Source organism: Agrobacterium vitis, from assembly GCF_013337045.2.
GTDB lineage: Bacteria > Pseudomonadota > Alphaproteobacteria > Rhizobiales > Rhizobiaceae > Allorhizobium > Allorhizobium vitis_B.
Genome location: NZ_CP118259.1, coordinates 2,411,911 through 2,428,073, shown reverse-complemented (window position 1 = coordinate 2,428,073; position 16,163 = coordinate 2,411,911). Strand labels below are relative to the sequence as shown.

15 protein-coding genes are annotated in these 16,163 nt (G+C 57.4%); 3 read left to right on the top strand and 12 right to left on the bottom strand.

Annotated features, from left to right (window positions below):
• Positions 1-4 precede the first annotated feature (4 nt).
• The 6 genes from G6L01_RS11725 to G6L01_RS11700 all read right to left on the bottom strand — a co-directional run bounded on the left by G6L01_RS11725 (position 5) and on the right by G6L01_RS11700 (position 6,031).
• Entirely contained in the window at positions 5-874 is an 870-nt protein-coding gene (locus G6L01_RS11725; protein ID WP_070166544.1) for an ABC transporter permease, read from the bottom strand.
• Entirely contained in the window at positions 871-1,737 is an 867-nt protein-coding gene (locus G6L01_RS11720) for an ABC transporter permease (protein WP_070166543.1), read from the bottom strand. The genes G6L01_RS11725 and G6L01_RS11720 overlap by 4 nt, the downstream gene beginning before the upstream one ends.
• Positions 1,727-2,518: an ABC transporter ATP-binding protein gene (locus G6L01_RS11715; protein ID WP_070166542.1), complete on the bottom strand. Its 792-nt coding sequence runs from the start codon at positions 2,516-2,518 to the stop codon at positions 1,727-1,729. Before G6L01_RS11715 ends, G6L01_RS11720 begins: the two co-directional genes overlap by 11 nt.
• A 19-nt stretch (positions 2,519-2,537) precedes the next feature.
• A complete protein-coding gene (locus tag G6L01_RS11710; RefSeq protein ID WP_139190214.1) occupies positions 2,538-3,056 on the bottom strand; it encodes a hypothetical protein in 519 nt (172 codons plus the stop codon).
• Positions 3,057-3,058: 2 nt separating this feature from the next.
• Positions 3,059-4,513 (bottom strand): dihydropyrimidinase, encoded by a 1,455-nt coding sequence (gene hydA / locus G6L01_RS11705; protein ID WP_070166540.1) that lies wholly within the window; start codon positions 4,511-4,513, stop codon positions 3,059-3,061.
• A 264-nt stretch (positions 4,514-4,777) separates the two neighbouring features.
• A complete protein-coding gene (locus G6L01_RS11700; RefSeq protein ID WP_070166969.1) occupies positions 4,778-6,031 on the bottom strand; it encodes a Zn-dependent hydrolase in 1,254 nt (417 codons plus the stop codon).
• A gap of 300 nt (positions 6,032-6,331) precedes the next feature.
• Here G6L01_RS11700 and G6L01_RS11695 point away from each other — a divergent pair, with 300 nt between their 5' ends.
• Complete coding sequence (locus G6L01_RS11695) at positions 6,332-6,973, top strand: TetR family transcriptional regulator C-terminal domain-containing protein (protein WP_070166539.1); 642 nt, start codon at positions 6,332-6,334, stop codon at positions 6,971-6,973.
• A 13-nt stretch (positions 6,974-6,986) separates the two neighbouring features.
• Here G6L01_RS11695 and G6L01_RS11690 read toward each other — a convergent pair whose 3' ends face one another.
• The 4 genes from G6L01_RS11690 to G6L01_RS11675 form a co-directional block, all read right to left on the bottom strand.
• Positions 6,987-7,985: a DMT family transporter gene (locus G6L01_RS11690; RefSeq protein ID WP_156584161.1), complete on the bottom strand. Its 999-nt coding sequence runs from the start codon at positions 7,983-7,985 to the stop codon at positions 6,987-6,989.
• Positions 7,986-8,067: 82 nt separating this feature from the next.
• Positions 8,068-10,800 (bottom strand): bifunctional diguanylate cyclase/phosphodiesterase, encoded by a 2,733-nt coding sequence (locus tag G6L01_RS11685; RefSeq protein WP_156584160.1) that lies wholly within the window; start codon positions 10,798-10,800, stop codon positions 8,068-8,070.
• Between the two features lie 883 nt (positions 10,801-11,683).
• Positions 11,684-12,997 carry an NAD-dependent dihydropyrimidine dehydrogenase subunit PreA gene (gene preA / locus G6L01_RS11680; RefSeq protein ID WP_070166538.1) on the bottom strand — a complete coding sequence of 438 codons (1,314 nt, stop codon included), beginning with the start codon at positions 12,995-12,997 and terminating at the stop codon, positions 11,684-11,686.
• Between the two features lie 17 nt (positions 12,998-13,014).
• Entirely contained in the window at positions 13,015-14,376 is a 1,362-nt protein-coding gene (locus tag G6L01_RS11675) for an NAD(P)-dependent oxidoreductase (RefSeq protein WP_070166537.1), read from the bottom strand.
• Between the two features lie 289 nt (positions 14,377-14,665).
• On the opposite strand from G6L01_RS11675, the gene G6L01_RS11670 reads away from it, so the two are divergent.
• Positions 14,666-15,070: a DUF2325 domain-containing protein gene (locus G6L01_RS11670; RefSeq protein WP_015916881.1), complete on the top strand. Its 405-nt coding sequence runs from the start codon at positions 14,666-14,668 to the stop codon at positions 15,068-15,070.
• A gap of 12 nt (positions 15,071-15,082) precedes the next feature.
• Positions 15,083-15,361, top strand: coding sequence for a hypothetical protein (locus G6L01_RS11665; protein ID WP_070166536.1), 279 nt, complete (start codon positions 15,083-15,085; stop codon positions 15,359-15,361).
• Here the strand turns inward: G6L01_RS11665 and G6L01_RS11660 are convergent, their stop codons facing one another.
• Positions 15,362-15,727, bottom strand: a complete 366-nt coding sequence (locus G6L01_RS11660; protein ID WP_070166535.1) for a DUF423 domain-containing protein — start codon at positions 15,725-15,727, stop codon at positions 15,362-15,364.
• A gap of 4 nt (positions 15,728-15,731) precedes the next feature.
• Positions 15,732-16,124, bottom strand: a complete 393-nt coding sequence (locus tag G6L01_RS11655; RefSeq protein WP_070166534.1) for a globin domain-containing protein — start codon at positions 16,122-16,124, stop codon at positions 15,732-15,734.
• Positions 16,125-16,163: the final 39 nt, after the last annotated feature.

The window sequence follows — 16,163 nt, the reverse complement described above, 5'->3', positions numbered from 1 at the left end:
TGTGTTATCGAGACTGCCCACCACGGACAGACGGATGCCAGAAGGTGACAGCTTTTTCGGCCACCGCCACCAAACCATAGAAAACAGAACCCGCCAGCGCCGCCACCGCGATTTCGGCCCAGACCATATCCACATTGCTGCGGCCAACCTCGGTGGAAATGCGAAAGCCCATGCCGACGATGGGGGTTCCGAAAAACTCCGCCACAATCGCGCCAATCAGCGCCAGCGTGGAATTGATTTTCAAGGCATTGAAGATAAACGGCCATGCGGCGGGAAGCCGGAGCTTGATCAGCGTTTGCCACCAACTGGCGGCATAGGTGCGCATCAAATCGCGCTCCATGGCACTTGCCGCAGACAGGCCCTGCACGGTGTTTACCAGCATGGGGAAGAAGGTCATGATGACAACGACCGCGACTTTGGATGGCCAATCAAACCCAAACCACATCACCATAATCGGAGCTACGCCCACTACGGGCAGGGCGGAGACGAAATTGCCAATCGGCAACAGGCCTTGTTTCAAAAACGGTGAGCGATCAATCAACACGGCGACGATAAAGCCAAGGCCGCAGCCCGCTATATAGCCTGATAGCACCGACTTCAAAAAAGTCTGCTGAAAATCGGCCCAGAGGATGGGCAGGGAATGGATCAACCGGGTCCAGATCATGCTGGGGGCGGGCAGCAGAATGGAGGGGATGTCAAAGCCGCGCACCACGCATTCCCAAACAACAAGCAAGGTAATGCCAAACAGCAGCGGAACAGTGATATTGGCAGCGCGTTGGGCGGGCAGGGCGGCAAAGTGTTGGCGCACCAGCCATTCATTCACACCCCAGGCGGCCAGCCAGAAGATCAGCGCAAACAGCAGATACCCACTCATGCCCGCTCTCCCATGCGTTTTAACACCGCGGTGTGGGCAAGCCCGACGATGGCTACCAACAGCGCCGCCAAACCCGCCGCCATGAAAAGTGCTGCCCAAATTTGCACTGTTTGGCCATAGTAAGAGCCGGACAACAGCCGCGCACCGAGACCCGCGACCGCCCCCGTCGGCAATTCCCCCACAATCGCACCCACCAATGAAATCGCAATGGCCACTTTCAGCGAAGTAAACAGATAGGGCATGGCGGCGGGCATGCGCAGTTTCCAGAATGTCTGGGTGTTACTGGCGTAATAGGTGCGCATCAGATCAATCAGAATGGCATCGGGACTGCGCAGGCCTTTGACCATGCCCACCACCACCGGAAAGAAGGAGAGATAGGTGGAAATCAGCGCCTTCGGCATTAGGCCTGAAATGCCAACAGCGTTCAGCACCACAATAATCATCGGGGCTACGGCAATTATCGGAATAGTCTGGCTGGCAATCACCCACGGCATCAGCGATTTATCGACGGCGCGGTTATGGACAATGGCAATGGCCAGCAGAATGCCGAGCGCTGTGCCTATGCCAAAACCCATAAGCGTTGCCGATAGGGTGATCCATGCGTGATACACAAGGCTGCGCTTGGAGGTAATTGGTTTGGCGATGGTGGTGTCCCACAGCTCGGCAATAATCTGGTGTGGGGCGGGGAGGACCGGGCGTTCCTGATTGAAGGTCTGCTCGATCACTTGCGCGGTGGTGATCTCTTCTCCTGCCCGCGCAGCCTGATCACGCACAAAAGGCGCGTTGAGGATGACCACGAAGACGTGCCAGATGATCAGGATGGCGAGGATGACGGTTAGAATGGGGAGCAGCCTATTCCTCATAACTATGCCCCGCCCGCAAACCTTCGCGCACCCGATGGGCAATGGCCAGAAACTCCGGGCTTTCTCTGATATCCAGCGGCCTCTCCCGTGGCAGGGTGGAGGAGATCACATCGGTGACGCGACCGGGCCGGGGGCTCATCACCACAATTTTAGTGGAGAGATAAACGGCCTCTGGAATCGAGTGGGTGACAAAACAGATGGTTTTGTTGGTGCGATCCCAGAGTTTCAGCAATTGCTCGTTCAAATGATCGCGGACAATTTCATCCAGCGCGCCAAATGGTTCATCCATCAACAACAGGTCGGCGTCAAAGGCCAGCGCACGGGCAATCGAAGCGCGCTGCTGCATGCCGCCGGAGAGCTGCCAGGGGAATTTCTTGCCAAAGCCTGCGAGATTGACCAGTTCCAGCGTCTGCTCAATCCGCTTTTTCTTCTCATCCGGGCTATAGGCCATGATCTCCAGCGGCAGGGCAATGTTTTGCTCAATGGTGCGCCACGGATAAAGCGCTGCCGCCTGAAACACATAGCCGTAGGAGCGTTCCTTGCGGGCATTGTCAGGCGTCATACCGTTGACGGTGATGGTGCCGGATGTGTGCTTTTCCAGATCGGCAATGACGCGCAAAAACGTGGTCTTGCCGCAGCCGGATGGGCCGATGAAGGAAACAAAATCACCCTTTTTTACCTCCAGATCCACGTTGGACAGCGCATGTACTGGTCCATCATTGGTCTGGAAGGTGAGACAGAGGTCTTTGGCTGAGACGACGGAGTAGGGGGATTCTGTCATGATGGTCGTCCATGTCTCATCATTGATTTTGAAGAACGGGTTGGATTGAAGAAGCCTTCGGCCTCAACCCCAGGCGCCAGAAAACTGATCCGGCGACGGCACCGCTTGGGATGGCTGCGGCGCCGAGCGCAAGAGCGGTTAAAAGATAGATCATGAACGGGTTTGTCTCGGGACCGTTCGAGCCCATCGACAGCATGCCCATGATGAGGGCGCAAAGTGTTGTCGATACAATTGGACAGCACATACCTAGCATTATCGCGTTCTTATGGCTTGATCCCCATGTTTTCCCTAGAAGAACTATGCATAGCAACGTAAAAGGTGCCGCGATTAAGGCCGTAATAGGCATAGAATATCCAAATGAAAAGGCGACTGTAATGCCGTTCTGTATCAATGTATACTTTAGGATTTCCAATGACATGTGGCCGATGGCCGTCACCAGGTCTCTCGCGATCAGGAAGAGCAGGAGGGTGAGGTTGAGCGCGATCACTCCTGCGAGCACAGCGCCCAGATAAGCCCTCACCATCCTGAGCGCGTTCACCCTCATACCCCGCTCGCCGGAATGCCCGTGCGCTCCACCTTGCGCGGCGAGACGAGCTCTTTCCACGTAGACAGCGCCTTGCTCACCGCCGGATAAGGCTCACGCTTCACAAACTTGCCGTGGCCTTCCTGGGTTTTCACGGTGCTTTCCTCAATTGCCACAACACCACGGGTCAGCGTGAAGCGCGGCAGGCCGGTGACGGTTTTGCCCTCGAACACATTGTAATCAATGGCCGATTGCTGGTTGCTGGCCGAGATGGTCTTGGAGCGTTTTGGGTCCCACACCACAATATCGGCATCGGCCCCCACAAGGATCGCGCCCTTTTTCGGATAGATATTGAGGATTTTGGCGATGTTGGTGGAGGTGACGGCCACGAATTCGTTCATGGTCAGACGGCCCGTGGCCACGCCATAGGTCCACAGCATCGGCAGGCGATCTTCCAGGCCGCCGGTGCCGTTGGGGATTTTGGTGAAATTGCCGACGCCAAACCGCTTCTGCTCGGTGGTAAAAGCGCAATGGTCGGTGGCAACGCACGACAGCGAGCCGGATTGCAGGCCAGCCCAGAGGCTATCCTGATGCTGCTTGTTGCGGAACGGCGGCGACATCACCCGGCGGGCGGCGTGGTCCCAATCCTTGTCGAAATATTCGCTCTCATCCAGCGTCAGATGCTGAATCAGCGGCTCGCCATAGACCCGCATGCCCTTTTGCCGGGCGCGGCGGATGGCCTCGTGTGCCTGCTCGCAAGAGGTATGCACCACATAGAGCGGCACACCTGCCATATCGGCCAGCATGATGGCGCGGTTGGTGGCTTCACCCTCGACTTCAGCCGGGCGGGAATAGGCATGGGCTTCCGGCCCGTCATTGCCCTCAGCCAACAGCTTGGCCGACATGGCGGCGACGACATCGCCATTTTCAGCATGCACCAGCGGCAGCGCGCCCAGCTCGGCGCAGCGCGAGAAGGAGGCGAACATCTCATCATCATTCACCATCAAAGCCCCCTTATAGGCCATGAAGTGTTTGAACGTGTTGATGCCCTTGTCCTGCACAATGGTCTGCATTTCGTTGAAAATGCGCTCATCCCATGAGGTGATGGCCATGTGGAAGGAATAATCGCAATTGGCGCGGGTGGATTTATTGTCCCAGCGGGTCAGCGCTTCGAGCAGCGATTGGCCGGGATCGGGCAGACAGAAATCCACCACCATAGTGGTGCCGCCAGCCAGACCAGCACGGGTGCCGCTTTCAAAATCATCGGCGGAATAGGTGCCCATAAACGGCATTTCCAGATGCACATGCGGATCAATGCCACCCGGCATGATGTAACAGCCGGAGGCATCCAGCACGGTATCGGCGGAAAGATCGGGGCCGATTTCGGTGATGATCCCACCTTCGATTTTGACATCGGCCTTGTAGGTGAGATCGGCGGTGACGACGGTGCCGCCTTTGATGACTGTGCTCATGTGTGTTCACCCGTGTTTGTTTTGGTTGCCATTCAAGCGTTTCAATTTGCCGCTTACCCCCCTCTGGCTTGCCAGCCATCTCCCCCTCAAGGGGGGAGATTGGATAGAGGAAACGCCTTGTTTTTCTTCAAGCGTCGGGATCTCCGATGCGCGACAAAAAAGAGGTGTAAGGGGCAAACCCAGAATCGATCTCCCCCCTTGAGGGGGAGATGCCCGGCAGGGCAGAGGGGGGTAGGCGGCAGATCAAAACGATCCTGCTGTCCATCACCCCACAACCTCCGCCGTCTCCAACACCGCATGCAACAACACATCACAGCCTGCCGATGCCCACTCCTTGGAAATCTCTTCCGCCTCGTTGTGCGAAAGCCCACCCACGCAAGGACACATAATCATCGTCGATGGCGCAACACGCGCCGCCCAGCAGGCATCGTGGCCAGCACCGGAAATGATGTTCATATGGCTATAGCCCAACCGCTCGGCGGCATCGCGCACGCGGCCCACCAGTGTGGGGTCAAAGGTGACGGGGTCGAAATGGCCAACGGCTTCGACTGAGCAGCCAACGCCGAGTGCTTCACAGATTGTTGCGGCTTCGGCTTCAATCTTCGCCCGCATCCGGTCCAGCTTCTCCTGGCTCGGCGTGCGAATATCGACCGTGAACACCACCTTGCCCGGCAGCACATTGCGCGAGTTGGGCGAGAAGAACACTTGGCCAACGCCGCCAACAGCACCCGGCTGTTCGCTCATCGCCACATTCTGCACCATCTCAATGATCCGGCTCATGGCAAGGCCAGCGTTGACGCGTAAGTTCATAGGAGTGGAGCCGGTGTGCGCCTCGCGGCCTGTCAGCGTAAATTCCAGCCACCACAGTCCCTGACAGTGGGTGACAACGCCGATTTGCTTGTTCTCGGCCTCCAGTATAGGCCCTTGCTCGATGTGGTATTCGAAATAGGCGTGCATCTTGCGCGCACCCACTTCTTCCTCGCCCAGCCAGCCAATGCGTTTCAGCTCATCGCCATAGGTCTTGCCATCAGGGTCTTTGCGCGAATAGGCGTAATCCAGCGTATGCATGCCAGCAAACACGCCAGACGCCAGCATGGCCGGGGCAAAGCGCGCACCTTCTTCATTGGCCCAGTTGGTGACCACGACAGGGTGCTTGGTCTTGACGCCAAGATCGTTCATTGAGCGCACCACTTCCAGCGCTGCCAGCACGCCCAACACGCCATCATATTTGCCGCCGGTGGGTTGGGTGTCGAGGTGGGAACCAACATAAACGGGCAGGGCATCCGGGTCGGTGCCGGGGCGGGTGGCAAACATCGTACCCATCTGGTCCACGCCCATGGTCATGCCCGCTGCTTCGCACCATGTCTGGAACAAGGCGCGGCCTTCCGCATCTTCGTCGGTCAATGTCTGGCGGTTGTTGCCGCCAGCAATGCCGGGGCCAATCTTGGCCATGTCCATCAGGCTGTCCCACAGCCGGTCAGCATTTACGCGCAGGTTCGCACCGGGGTGAGCCGTCATCTTATCAATCCTAATTTGTGCAGGGATTTCGATGCCCATCGAAAACCGCTGTTCCCATCATTGTTAGCTCTTGTTATTTTTGAGCCTTTGTTTCGGTCTCAACCATTGCCTTTCTGAGGGCAGTGATTGATATTTGACCGATTGGTAAACATTACAACTTCCGGCGTAGCACTCAAGCCGAAAAACGCGAAAAATTCGGTCAAAGCTTTCGCCTATTTTTTTGAGGCGCGTCTGGTTGCTTCCGGGGCAGGGTTGGAAGCAGCAAGGCGCAGGCAGGCATGGGGAAGACAGGGAGAGAGCATGGCGATTGCCAGGGCATCAAGGACGCAGAGGCGGACGCGGATTCAGGAAGAAAAGGAGGAGGTCATCTTGCAAGCGGCGCTGGACGTGTTTTCCATGCGCGGCTTTCGCGGCTCGACCATCGACCAGATCGCCGAGGTGGCGGGCATGTCGAAACCCAATCTGCTCTATTATTTCCGCACCAAGGAGGCGATGCACCGGCTTTTAATGGACCGGCTGCTGGAGACGTGGCTGGAGCCGTTGCGCGCTTTCGATGCCGAGGGCGATCCGCAGGAGGAAATCCGCAGCTATATCCGCCGCAAACTGGAAATGGCCCGCGATTTTCCGCGCGAAAGCCGGCTGTTTGCCAATGAAGTGCTCCAGGGCGCGCCCATTATCGAGGATGTGCTGAAAGGGCCGTTGAAAGATCTGGTCGATGAGAAGGCCGGGGTCATTCGCAGCTGGATCATGGCGGGCAAGCTTGTCGCCTGCGACCCCTATCACCTGATTTTTTCAATCTGGTCCACCACCCAGCATTACGCTGATTTCGACGTGCAGGTGCGTGCCGTGCTGGGCGCGGGGACGGCGGAAGACGAGCGGTTCGAGAATGCCGCGCGGTTTCTGGAAGGGCTTTTTCTGCGCGGTTTACAGCCGGGAATGTGAACGCAAGGCCGGATCAATCCGGCAGCAGGGCCATGGCGAGAAGTCCGGCGGCTGTGATCAGCGCCCCGGCAAATACGGCCACCGGCGCCCAGCCATGGCCCATGGCGCCTTCCAGCAGAATGATGAAGCTTGGCGTTAGGTAGCTATAGGCCAGCACCTTGGGGGCGGGCAGGCGCTGTGAGGCATATTGCAGCAGAAGGAAGGTAATCAGCGTCGTCACGATAGCCAGATAGAGCACCAGACCCCAGCCAAGCCAGGAGATCGAGGCATAATCGAGGGCGATCAGCCGGGGCAGGCCCGGCACCAGAATGAAGGCGAGCGTCCCCACCGCCGACCACAGCAGGAAGATCAGCGCCGGTTCGTTCTCGTTGAATTTGCGCAGCAGCGGCACGTAAATCGCATGCGCGGTCACGCCGACGAGATAGATCAACTCGCCCTTGCCGATGTCGAAATGGATCAGCGCCTGCACATCGCCGCGAAAGATCACCCAGATCGCCCCGATGGCGGCAATCACTAGGCTGACCATCACCCGGCCTCGGGTTTTCTGGCGCATCAATAGCCAGGCGAAGCCTGCGCTCATCAGCGGCATCATCGTGAAAATCGCCCCGGTCGCCACAGGGGCGGTAAATTGCAGGGCAATGAACATGCTGATCATATAGGTAGCCATCAGCGCACCGATAATCACGAAGCGGACCGGGCGACGCGGCGCCTCCACCGGATAGCGCTTGATGCGGAAGCACAGGAAAGCGGTGATGATGATGGTAACGATATAGCGCAGAGCCTGGACCGCAATCGGATCGATCATGTGGGTCGCCATGCCACCAAATGAAAAGGAGGTGGCGAGCAACACGGCAAACAGCAGAACGGCCAGATGGGCCTTCAGTTTCTCGCGGCCACGGGCATGGCTGTTATGCCTGTCTCTTATATTGTCTTTTTCAGGCAAGGGGGAAATCGGCGATGCTGTCACGGATTGGGTCTTTGTGAAATGATAGGCAAAACGGCGGCCGCGCATGTCGCGCCAAGGCTCTCTATACGATGCAGGGCAAAGCGAGGCGACCCCTTTTTCGTTCAAAAATAAGGCATTTCAAAAAGCATCAGAGCGCGATGGCATCCTGTTTGCGGTCGAGAGATCGGCGCTTCAAAAGCGCGAACAGGTCGTCGCCGTTCATGGGGCGGGCCAGGCCGTAGCCCTGCAAGGTATGACAGCCGAGATCCCGCAGAATTTCGGCATGTTGCTTGGTCTCCACACCTTCGGCGATGATTTCAATGCCAAGCGAGCGACCAATTTCGACGATGGAGCCGATCAGCCGTCGCTGTTGCTTGCTCTCGATGATCGGCTGGGTCAATTGCCTGTCGATTTTCAACCGTCGGGGCGAGAGCTTCAAAAGGCTGAGGATCGAGGAATAGCCGGTGCCGAAATCATCGATCTCGATATCGATGCCGAGGATCTTGATTTGGCTGATGGCAGTGGCCGCCGCCTCGGCCTTGTCGTCGAAGGAGATCGATTCCAGCAGCTCAAAGGCAAGGCCGCCAGCGGGAAGCGGCGTATCGCGCAGATGGGCGACAAGTCCGTCGTCGAACAGTCTCTGGGCGGAGATATTGACGGAGACATGCGGCGTGTCCAGCCCATGCTCCTGCCAGCGCCGGGCCTCGGCAAGCGATTGTTCCAGAATGCTGTTGTCGATGGCCGCCACGACGTTCAGGCTTTCGGCCACTGAGAGGAAGGCGATGGGCGGCAACAGGCCAAGCTGCGGATGTTGCCAGCGCGCCAGCGCCTCGACACCGGTGATCTGCATGGTGTGCGCGTTAAATTGCGGCTGGAAATAGGGGATAAAATCGTGATCGGCCAGTGAGCGCAGAATGGCGTCGGCGGTGCGCTTGGTGGAAAGGGTCGCTTCCTTCAACGTGTCGGAAAAGAATTCCAGCCGGTTTTTGCCGCGCCGTTTTGCCTCATAAAGCGCGATATCGGCATTGATCAAGGCCTGTTCCAGATGCGGGTGGCTGTTGCAGGATTGGGCGATGCCGATGCTGGCGCTGACACGGCATTCCTGGCCCTCCCAATGGATTGGCTGGTTGATGGCATCGATCAGGGTTTCGCCAAGGCTGCGGGCTGCGGCCTGGCTGCTCTCGTTGTGCTTGACCACCACGAATTCGTCGCCGCCGATGCGCGCGGCAAAATCGCCGGGGGAAATATGGGCATTGATCTGGCTGGCGGCATGGCGCAGCATGGCGTCACCCGCCGCGTGGCCCAGCGTGTCGTTGATCTCCTTGAACCTGTCGAGATCGATATGCAGCAAAGCGACAGATTTGCCGCTACCCCTGAGGTCTTCGATGTCGGCTAGATGCCGGTCGAGGAAGCGTCGGTTTGCAAGTCCGGTCAGGGGATCGTGCAGGGACGTATGTTCCATGATCTGCCGGGCGTTTTCCAGTTCGTGGTTCTGGGCCTCAAGCGCGGTTTTGGCATCGTGCAGGGCTTCATGCAGTTTGACATCCGCAGTGATGTTCCAGTTCACGCCGACGATCTTCTTGCGAAAATCGGCATCGCGATAGATCGAGCCGAAGGAGCGGATATGGCGTATCTGGCCGCTGCGATCCAGAATACGGAACTCGGTCGAGTAAGTGGAGCCGGTGCGGATGGCCGAGGCCAGAGCGTGAGTGGCGCTTTCCCGGTCCTCCGGATGAAGACAGTTGCTCCAGTCCTCGCGGGTTTCAATCGGACGGGAGGGGTCGCAATCGTAGAGCTGGCGCATGCGATTGTCCCAGGTCAGGGCCAGGCTGCCGATATCCATTTCCCACACGCCGATTTGCGAGGCGTCGAGCGCGATTTGCAATCGTTGTGACAGGGTGCGCAGTTCGCGTTCCTGATCGTTGAGCTCGGCAATATTGGCCTGCCGTTCCATCAGCAGATGCGCGACCCACAGGAAAGGCGTGATGATTGCCAGCGCCAGGATGAACATTACCAATTGACGGAACCAGATTTCGTTGGCGGGTTGTTGCCACCCGCCCTTGGGCGCTGCCGCCAGCACCCAGGTCTGGACGCCAATGCTGACCTCCATGCGCACCGCGCTGGCGTCGATCAGTGCGGGATCGCCGAAAAAGGCGGTTTTTGCCGCGTTTTGCGTATCGGAGCCTGCGTAAAGCGCGACATTCAGATCGAGGTCATAGAGGCCGCTTTCACGAAACAGTCGCTCCACATCGACGGTGCCGCGCAGCAGACCACGGGTGAGCGGCTTGTCCTGCGACATTGGCTGGTCGGGCAAGTCCTGTAACGGGCTGGCCGGTTCGTTCAGGCTCGACGACGCGATGGGGTAAAAGATAACGAGACTATTGCCTGTTGTCGGCAGGTTCATCGGTTCTGTGATGACATATATATTGCTGTGCTCGGCCTGCAAGGCGGCTTTTTGCTCTTGCGGGTTGGCGGTGAAGTCATGCCCAAGCTGGTTGAGAATGAACGGATAGGTCAGCCTTGTCCGCATGTCGAAGGAAAGACTGATTGAGCGTAGCCGGACAGGCCTGGAGAAAAATCGCCGGCCAATGGCGGAAAACCGGGCCTGGCTCATCTCCGGTTCGGTTTCAAGCACGGCAAGCAGACCCTGGAGCATCTTGATGTCGGCTTTGATATTGCCTTCCAGCCGGGCGCGCACGGGGCTGAGTTTGTCGGAAATCGCGGCCTTCCTGTCTTCCAGGTAAGCTTTGCGATTCTGGCTTTCGATTGCAAAAATAGTGATGAAAACCGCAGCGCAAACAATCAGAGCGGGCCAGTAGAAGCTGGCGAGCTTCCTGACACTTCCCGCAATGTTACCGGCCCAGGCAGAAATGATCATCATCAAACTCTTCAACGTGCAGATATATCGATGTTTCGGTCCTGCTCTTTAGAGTCTGCCAGGCTCCTATGTCACCTGCCGGACTTTCGATCCTGTTGTTTTCGCCTTAGATTTTTCCGAGCATCGATCCAAATTCTCCGTCAGATGCTGTCGCGCTCGGTAGCGCGTAGGATGCAGTATTCATTTCGAAGATTGAACCCAATCGCTTCGCCCATTTTGGATGATCTGGATAGATCTCTCTTCTTATGCAGAGATACTTATGCAGGTTCGGTCATTTCATTGCAAAGTAATTCTCCGAAATTCCCTTCTTGGTGTAAAAAATATTGCATTACAAAAATTTCTTCATTCTTCAATCGACTCTAGCGGTATGTCTTAGATGAAAGAAAAACATCAAAAATTTAAATTAATGATTTTATTGAGTGTTATCTCAAATGTTCTGGATTTTTTGAGTGAAATTCTTCAACCATCAATAGATAAAAGCAGGATTTCATGCGTTATAGTTGACGTGTGGTTTGTCACGTTATCTGGATGAAGCGCGCTCCACGATAGGGGTGCAATGCGCTGTTTGGATATTGTCGTCAGACAAGCGATGACATAACGACGGCATCAGTTCATGAAAGAATTGAGAATTCCTGAATTTTCCCACCAAGTTTCACCGGCCTTGTTTTATTTGTATATTTCTAATATTTAAAAATACAATGCAATTCAGGCCACTCCTGATCATTTTCGTTCTAAAATGCGTGGAAACCCGAAAAGACAAACGAAAAAAGCGAGTGACAGTCTGGCTGGTTCAATCTGAACCCGACCGACTCTCACTCGCTGCCAATTTAAGGCTTTGATATATTGATAAAAGGGAAGTCCGGCGTCACCGCGATGACGGCTGGACTTATTCCGCTGCCTGCACCGCCATCGGATTGTTGGGATGGGTCGTCCAGTTGGCGTAGTTCGGATCGACCGGCTTGCCGGTGCGCTGGTCCAGCGTGCCGGGCTCCAGCCCGACCATGGTGATGCAGTTTTCGACCGGACAGACATTGACGCAGAGATTGCAGCCAACGCATTCGTCTTCCATCACCTCGAACTTGCGGGCACCATCGACAATGTTGGTAATCGCCTGATGGGACGTGTCCTCGCAGGCGATGTGACAGCGGCCACATTTGATGCAGGCATCCTGATCGATCTGCGCCTTGGCGATATAGTTGAGGTTTAGATATTGCCAGTCGGTGACATTAGGCACGGCGCGACCGCAGATGTCGTCCAGGCTCCGATGGCCCTTGGCATCCATCCAGTCGGACAGGCCCGTGATCATTTCCTCAACGATCTTGAAGCCATAGGTCATGGCGGCGGTGCAGACCTGCACATTGCCAGCGCCGAGCGCCAAAAACTCTGCCGCATCGCGCCAGGTGGTGATGCCGCCAATGCCTGAGATCGGCAGGCCATAGGTTTCCGGATCGCGGGCGATTTCCGCCACCATGTTCAGCGCAATCGGCTTGACCGCCGGGCCGCAATAGCCGCCATGGCTGCCCTTACCGCCAACGCTGGGATTGGGGGCAAAGCTGTCGAGATCGACCGAGACGATGGAATTGATGGTGTTGATCAGCGAGACCGCATCGGTGCCGCCAGCCTTGGCAGCGCGGGCGGGTTTGCGGATATCGGTAATGTTCGGTGTCAGCTTGGTGATCACAGGCATGCGGCTATATTGCTTGCACCAGCGCACCACCATTTCGATATATTCCGGCACCTGGCCGACGGCAGCCCCCATGCCGCGTTCCGACATGCCATGCGGACAGCCGAAATTCAGCTCGATGCCGTCTGCCCCGGTTTCTTCCACCAGCGGCAGGATGGCCTTCCACTCTTCCTCCTCGCAGGGCACCATGATCGAAGCGATCAGGGCGCGATCCGGCCAGTTCATCTTGACCATCTTCATTTCTTGAAGATTGACCTGCAAGGGCCGGTCGGTGATCAGTTCGATATTGTTGAGACCCAGCAGGCGGCGGTCCGCCCCCCAGATGGCCCCGTAGCGCGGACCATTGACATTGACGACCGGCGGGCCTTCCGAGCCGAGGGTTTTCCACACCACGCCGCCCCAGCCCGCCTTGAAGGCGCGCTCGACATTATAGGCCTTGTCGGTCGGCGGCGCAGAGGCCAGCCAGAAGGGGTTGGGCGATTTGATGCCAACGAAATTATTTCTGATATCAGCCATGGTTCAATCCCTCCGGCTCAGGCGACGGCGCTGACGCCGGAGGCGTCCGCAGCAAGCGTCAGGTTGATGCTTTCAGCCGCGTCGCGGCCCATGGCAACGGCAGAGACCGTCAGGTCCTGGCCGCCGAAGGCGCAGTCACCGCCCGCCCAGACGCCGGGAAGCGATGTGCGCCCCTCTGCATCCACAGCGATCTTGCCGCCTTGCATGGTAAGGCTGTCCTGGCCTTCCGGGTCGAGCTTCTGGCCGATGGCGACGAGGATCTGATCGGCCTTGATTTCGGTGGTATGGCCGGTGCCCTTCATCAACCCGTTTTCCAGATGGGTATATTCAAAACTGATCGAAGCGACATGGCCGCCGTGATGCGCCACCTCTTTCGGCTGGAGCCAATGGCGGATCTGCACGCCCTTGGAGGCGGCAAGATCCTGCTCGTAATCCGAGGCGTTCATATGTTCCTTGCCACGGCGGTAGCAGATGGTGACGTTTTCCGCACCCAGCAGCTTGGCCTGCACACCCGCATCGATGGCGGTCATGCCGCCGCCGATGACGACGACATCGCGTCCTACAGGCACATCGCTCTTGGCGTCTGCCTGGCGCAGATGGGCAATGAACTCCACCGCATCCATCACACCATTGGTGTCGGCACCGGGAATGGTCAGCATGTTGACATTGCCAAGGCCGGTGCCGAGAAACACCGCATCGAACTTGGCCTTCAACTCGGCAAGGGTGAAGTCGCGGCCCAGCATCTGGCCATGCAGCACATCGATATTGCCGATCGACAGAATGTAATCCACTTCCGCCTGGGCATAGTCATCGGTGGTCTTGTAGGCGGCAATGCCGTATTCGTTTAGGCCGCCCGCCTTGGGGCGGGTGTCATAGATGGTGACGGAATGGCCATGCATGGCCAGCCGATGCGCGCAGGCAAGACCGGCCGGACCGGCGCCCACCACGGCAATGGTCTTTCCGGTCGAGGCCGCGGCTGTGTAGAACTGGTGGCCATGTTCAATGGCCAGATCTGTCGCATAACGCTGCAAACGACCGATTTCCACCGGGCGTTCTTCCGCCGTGTTGCGTACACAGGCCTCTTCGCAGAGCTGTTCGGTGGGACAGACGCGGGCGCACATGCCGCCAAGAATATTCTGGTCAAAAATCGTCTTGGCCGATCCGGTCGGATTGCCGGTCGAAATCTGGCGGATGAACAGCGGAATGTCGATTGAAGTCGGACAGGCCGTCATGCAGGGCGCGTCATAACAGAAATAGCAGCGGTCAGAGGCAACCAACGCTTCATGGTCGCCCAGGCGCGGATGCAGATCGGAGAAGTTTTTCACATAATCGGCAGCGTCAAGCCGCCCGGCCTTCAGGCCCGGTTCCAGTTTTCGCATCGCAGTTCCCTCTTTTTTGTTCGAAGCGATTGGGAAAATCGTAACGCAGGATAAAAAATTTATCAAACGGTAAAAATTGGAATATGCCGCAATGCCGCAAATTGTTTAACGCACTGATATTGAAAGATTTTACTGGAGTTCTGATGCTGTGTATCGACCTTCATGCTCAACGATAAAACATGATGAAAATTCTCCACTATATACTTTACTCTTTTACTCATGTTTTGTAGTGTGGTTGCAACACACACGAGGATGGCAAGACGCCGCCGCCATACACAGGAGACGGTCCATGGCAAAACACAATGCGCCGAAAAAGAAGAAGCAGACGGATAAGCGGGCTGTAACGGCTGCCCCGGTTGATGACAAAGGCGGCCAGGCAGATATCAAGAGCTTCCTCTATGTCGGCGGGCGCGATTGCCAGGTTGCGCATCTGCGCCAGATCGCCACGAATTTCGGCGCTGAACTGATCCACCATGATGGTGGATTGAGGGAAGCCGTTTCGCGCATCGACACCGTTTTGCCCTCGGTGGACTGCGTGTTCTGCCCGATCGACTGTATCAGCCATGATGCGTGTCTGCGGGTGAAGAGCGGCTGCAAGAAATTCGGCAAGACCTTCATTCCGCTGCGTAATGGCTCGAAATCCAGCCTGGAACGGGCGCTTCAGACGTTGAACGACCGCTCTGACAGCAATTGAGGGACATATTTCATGCATGACGGCAGTGACGGAAGCCTGATGATTGAGCTGCACAAGCTTGGCGACCAGGCGGGGGAGGGACTGATCGGCGCTCTCTACGAGCGGCAGCAGGATGGCCGGGAGCGACAGGCCGCGATGGCAGAGATCATCCGGCTGCCGGGCCTGCATGAACGACCCGTTTCGCGCACCCAGCATTTGGCTCAAGGGTTGCGGCGCGACGCGGTGTCAGCCGAGGTCATCGATTTTCCGCCGCCGCAATGGCACCGCAACGCGGCGCGCCGCAACAGCTGATCAGGCGCGCGGTAAAAACGCGCCGAGCGCCAGCAGCGTCCAACCCACCATCATCGCAATACCGCCCGTTGGGGCGGCCATGGGAAACAGGCTTTGGCCAGTCCATTGCTTGACCGCGAGATCACCGGCAAACAGCAGCACGCCAAGGCCGATCACCAGGCCGGAGAGCGTGGCGGTACGGATCCTGTCACCGGCCAGATAAAGCCCCAGCAAGGCGGGGGCATGGGTGAGCGCAATCGAGGAGGCGGGGCCGAGCAGATTGCCAGCCCCCGTCACATGCGCCGCCGCTGCCGCCAGCCCGACGCCGCAGGCACCGAACAGGCCGGACAAGATTAGCAGGAGAGGTCTCAATGCGCGTAGGCTCATGCCGCTATTCCTTGTTCTGCATGTGATGGGCAAGCTTTTCGATGGGCGCCCAGATGATCTCGCGCAGCTTCTCATGGGCAATGGTCTCGTCCATGGCGCGGCGAAAACACAATAACCACTCATCCCGCTCCAACGGTCCGATTTCCGCGACAAAGTGCCGACGCCGCAGCATGGGATGACCACGTTTTTGCATATAGACAGGCGGCCCGCCGAGATAGCCGGTGAGGTAATCGTAAAACTTCTCTTCGCTTTCGGTGAGATCAGCCGGATGAATGGCCCGGCAGCGTGCCGCCTCCGGCAGCGTGTCCATCAACTGGTAAAACCGCGCCACCAACGCCTTCACCGTCGCATCGCCGCCAATCGCTTCATAAAGCGTGATGGTTTTTTCGTCGCTCACGTCCTGCCCTCAACTGTCCTGTTTCCTTTTGCCGGGTTT

What these genes read in the sequence shown, in the direction of transcription:
- G6L01_RS11725 (WP_070166544.1), bottom strand. Translation starts at nt 874, where the DNA reads ATGAGTGGGTATCTGCTGTTTGCGCTGATCTTCTGGCTGGCCGCCTGG.
- G6L01_RS11720 (WP_070166543.1), bottom strand. Translation starts at nt 1,737, where the DNA reads ATGAGGAATAGGCTGCTCCCCATTCTAACCGTCATCCTCGCCATCCTG.
- G6L01_RS11715 (WP_070166542.1), bottom strand. Translation starts at nt 2,518, where the DNA reads ATGACAGAATCCCCCTACTCCGTCGTCTCAGCCAAAGACCTCTGTCTC.
- hydA (WP_070166540.1), bottom strand. Translation starts at nt 4,513, where the DNA reads ATGAGCACAGTCATCAAAGGCGGCACCGTCGTCACCGCCGATCTCACC.
- G6L01_RS11700 (WP_070166969.1), bottom strand. Translation starts at nt 6,031, where the DNA reads ATGACGGCTCACCCCGGTGCGAACCTGCGCGTAAATGCTGACCGGCTG.
- G6L01_RS11695 (WP_070166539.1), top strand. Translation starts at nt 6,332, where the DNA reads ATGGCGATTGCCAGGGCATCAAGGACGCAGAGGCGGACGCGGATTCAG.
- G6L01_RS11690 (WP_156584161.1), bottom strand. Translation starts at nt 7,985, where the DNA reads ATGCGCGGCCGCCGTTTTGCCTATCATTTCACAAAGACCCAATCCGTG.
- G6L01_RS11685 (WP_156584160.1), bottom strand. Translation starts at nt 10,800, where the DNA reads ATGATGATCATTTCTGCCTGGGCCGGTAACATTGCGGGAAGTGTCAGG.
- preA (WP_070166538.1), bottom strand. Translation starts at nt 12,997, where the DNA reads ATGGCTGATATCAGAAATAATTTCGTTGGCATCAAATCGCCCAACCCC.
- G6L01_RS11675 (WP_070166537.1), bottom strand. Translation starts at nt 14,376, where the DNA reads ATGCGAAAACTGGAACCGGGCCTGAAGGCCGGGCGGCTTGACGCTGCC.
- G6L01_RS11670 (WP_015916881.1), top strand. Translation starts at nt 14,666, where the DNA reads ATGGCAAAACACAATGCGCCGAAAAAGAAGAAGCAGACGGATAAGCGG.
- G6L01_RS11665 (WP_070166536.1), top strand. Translation starts at nt 15,083, where the DNA reads ATGCATGACGGCAGTGACGGAAGCCTGATGATTGAGCTGCACAAGCTT.
- G6L01_RS11660 (WP_070166535.1), bottom strand. Translation starts at nt 15,727, where the DNA reads ATGAGCCTACGCGCATTGAGACCTCTCCTGCTAATCTTGTCCGGCCTG.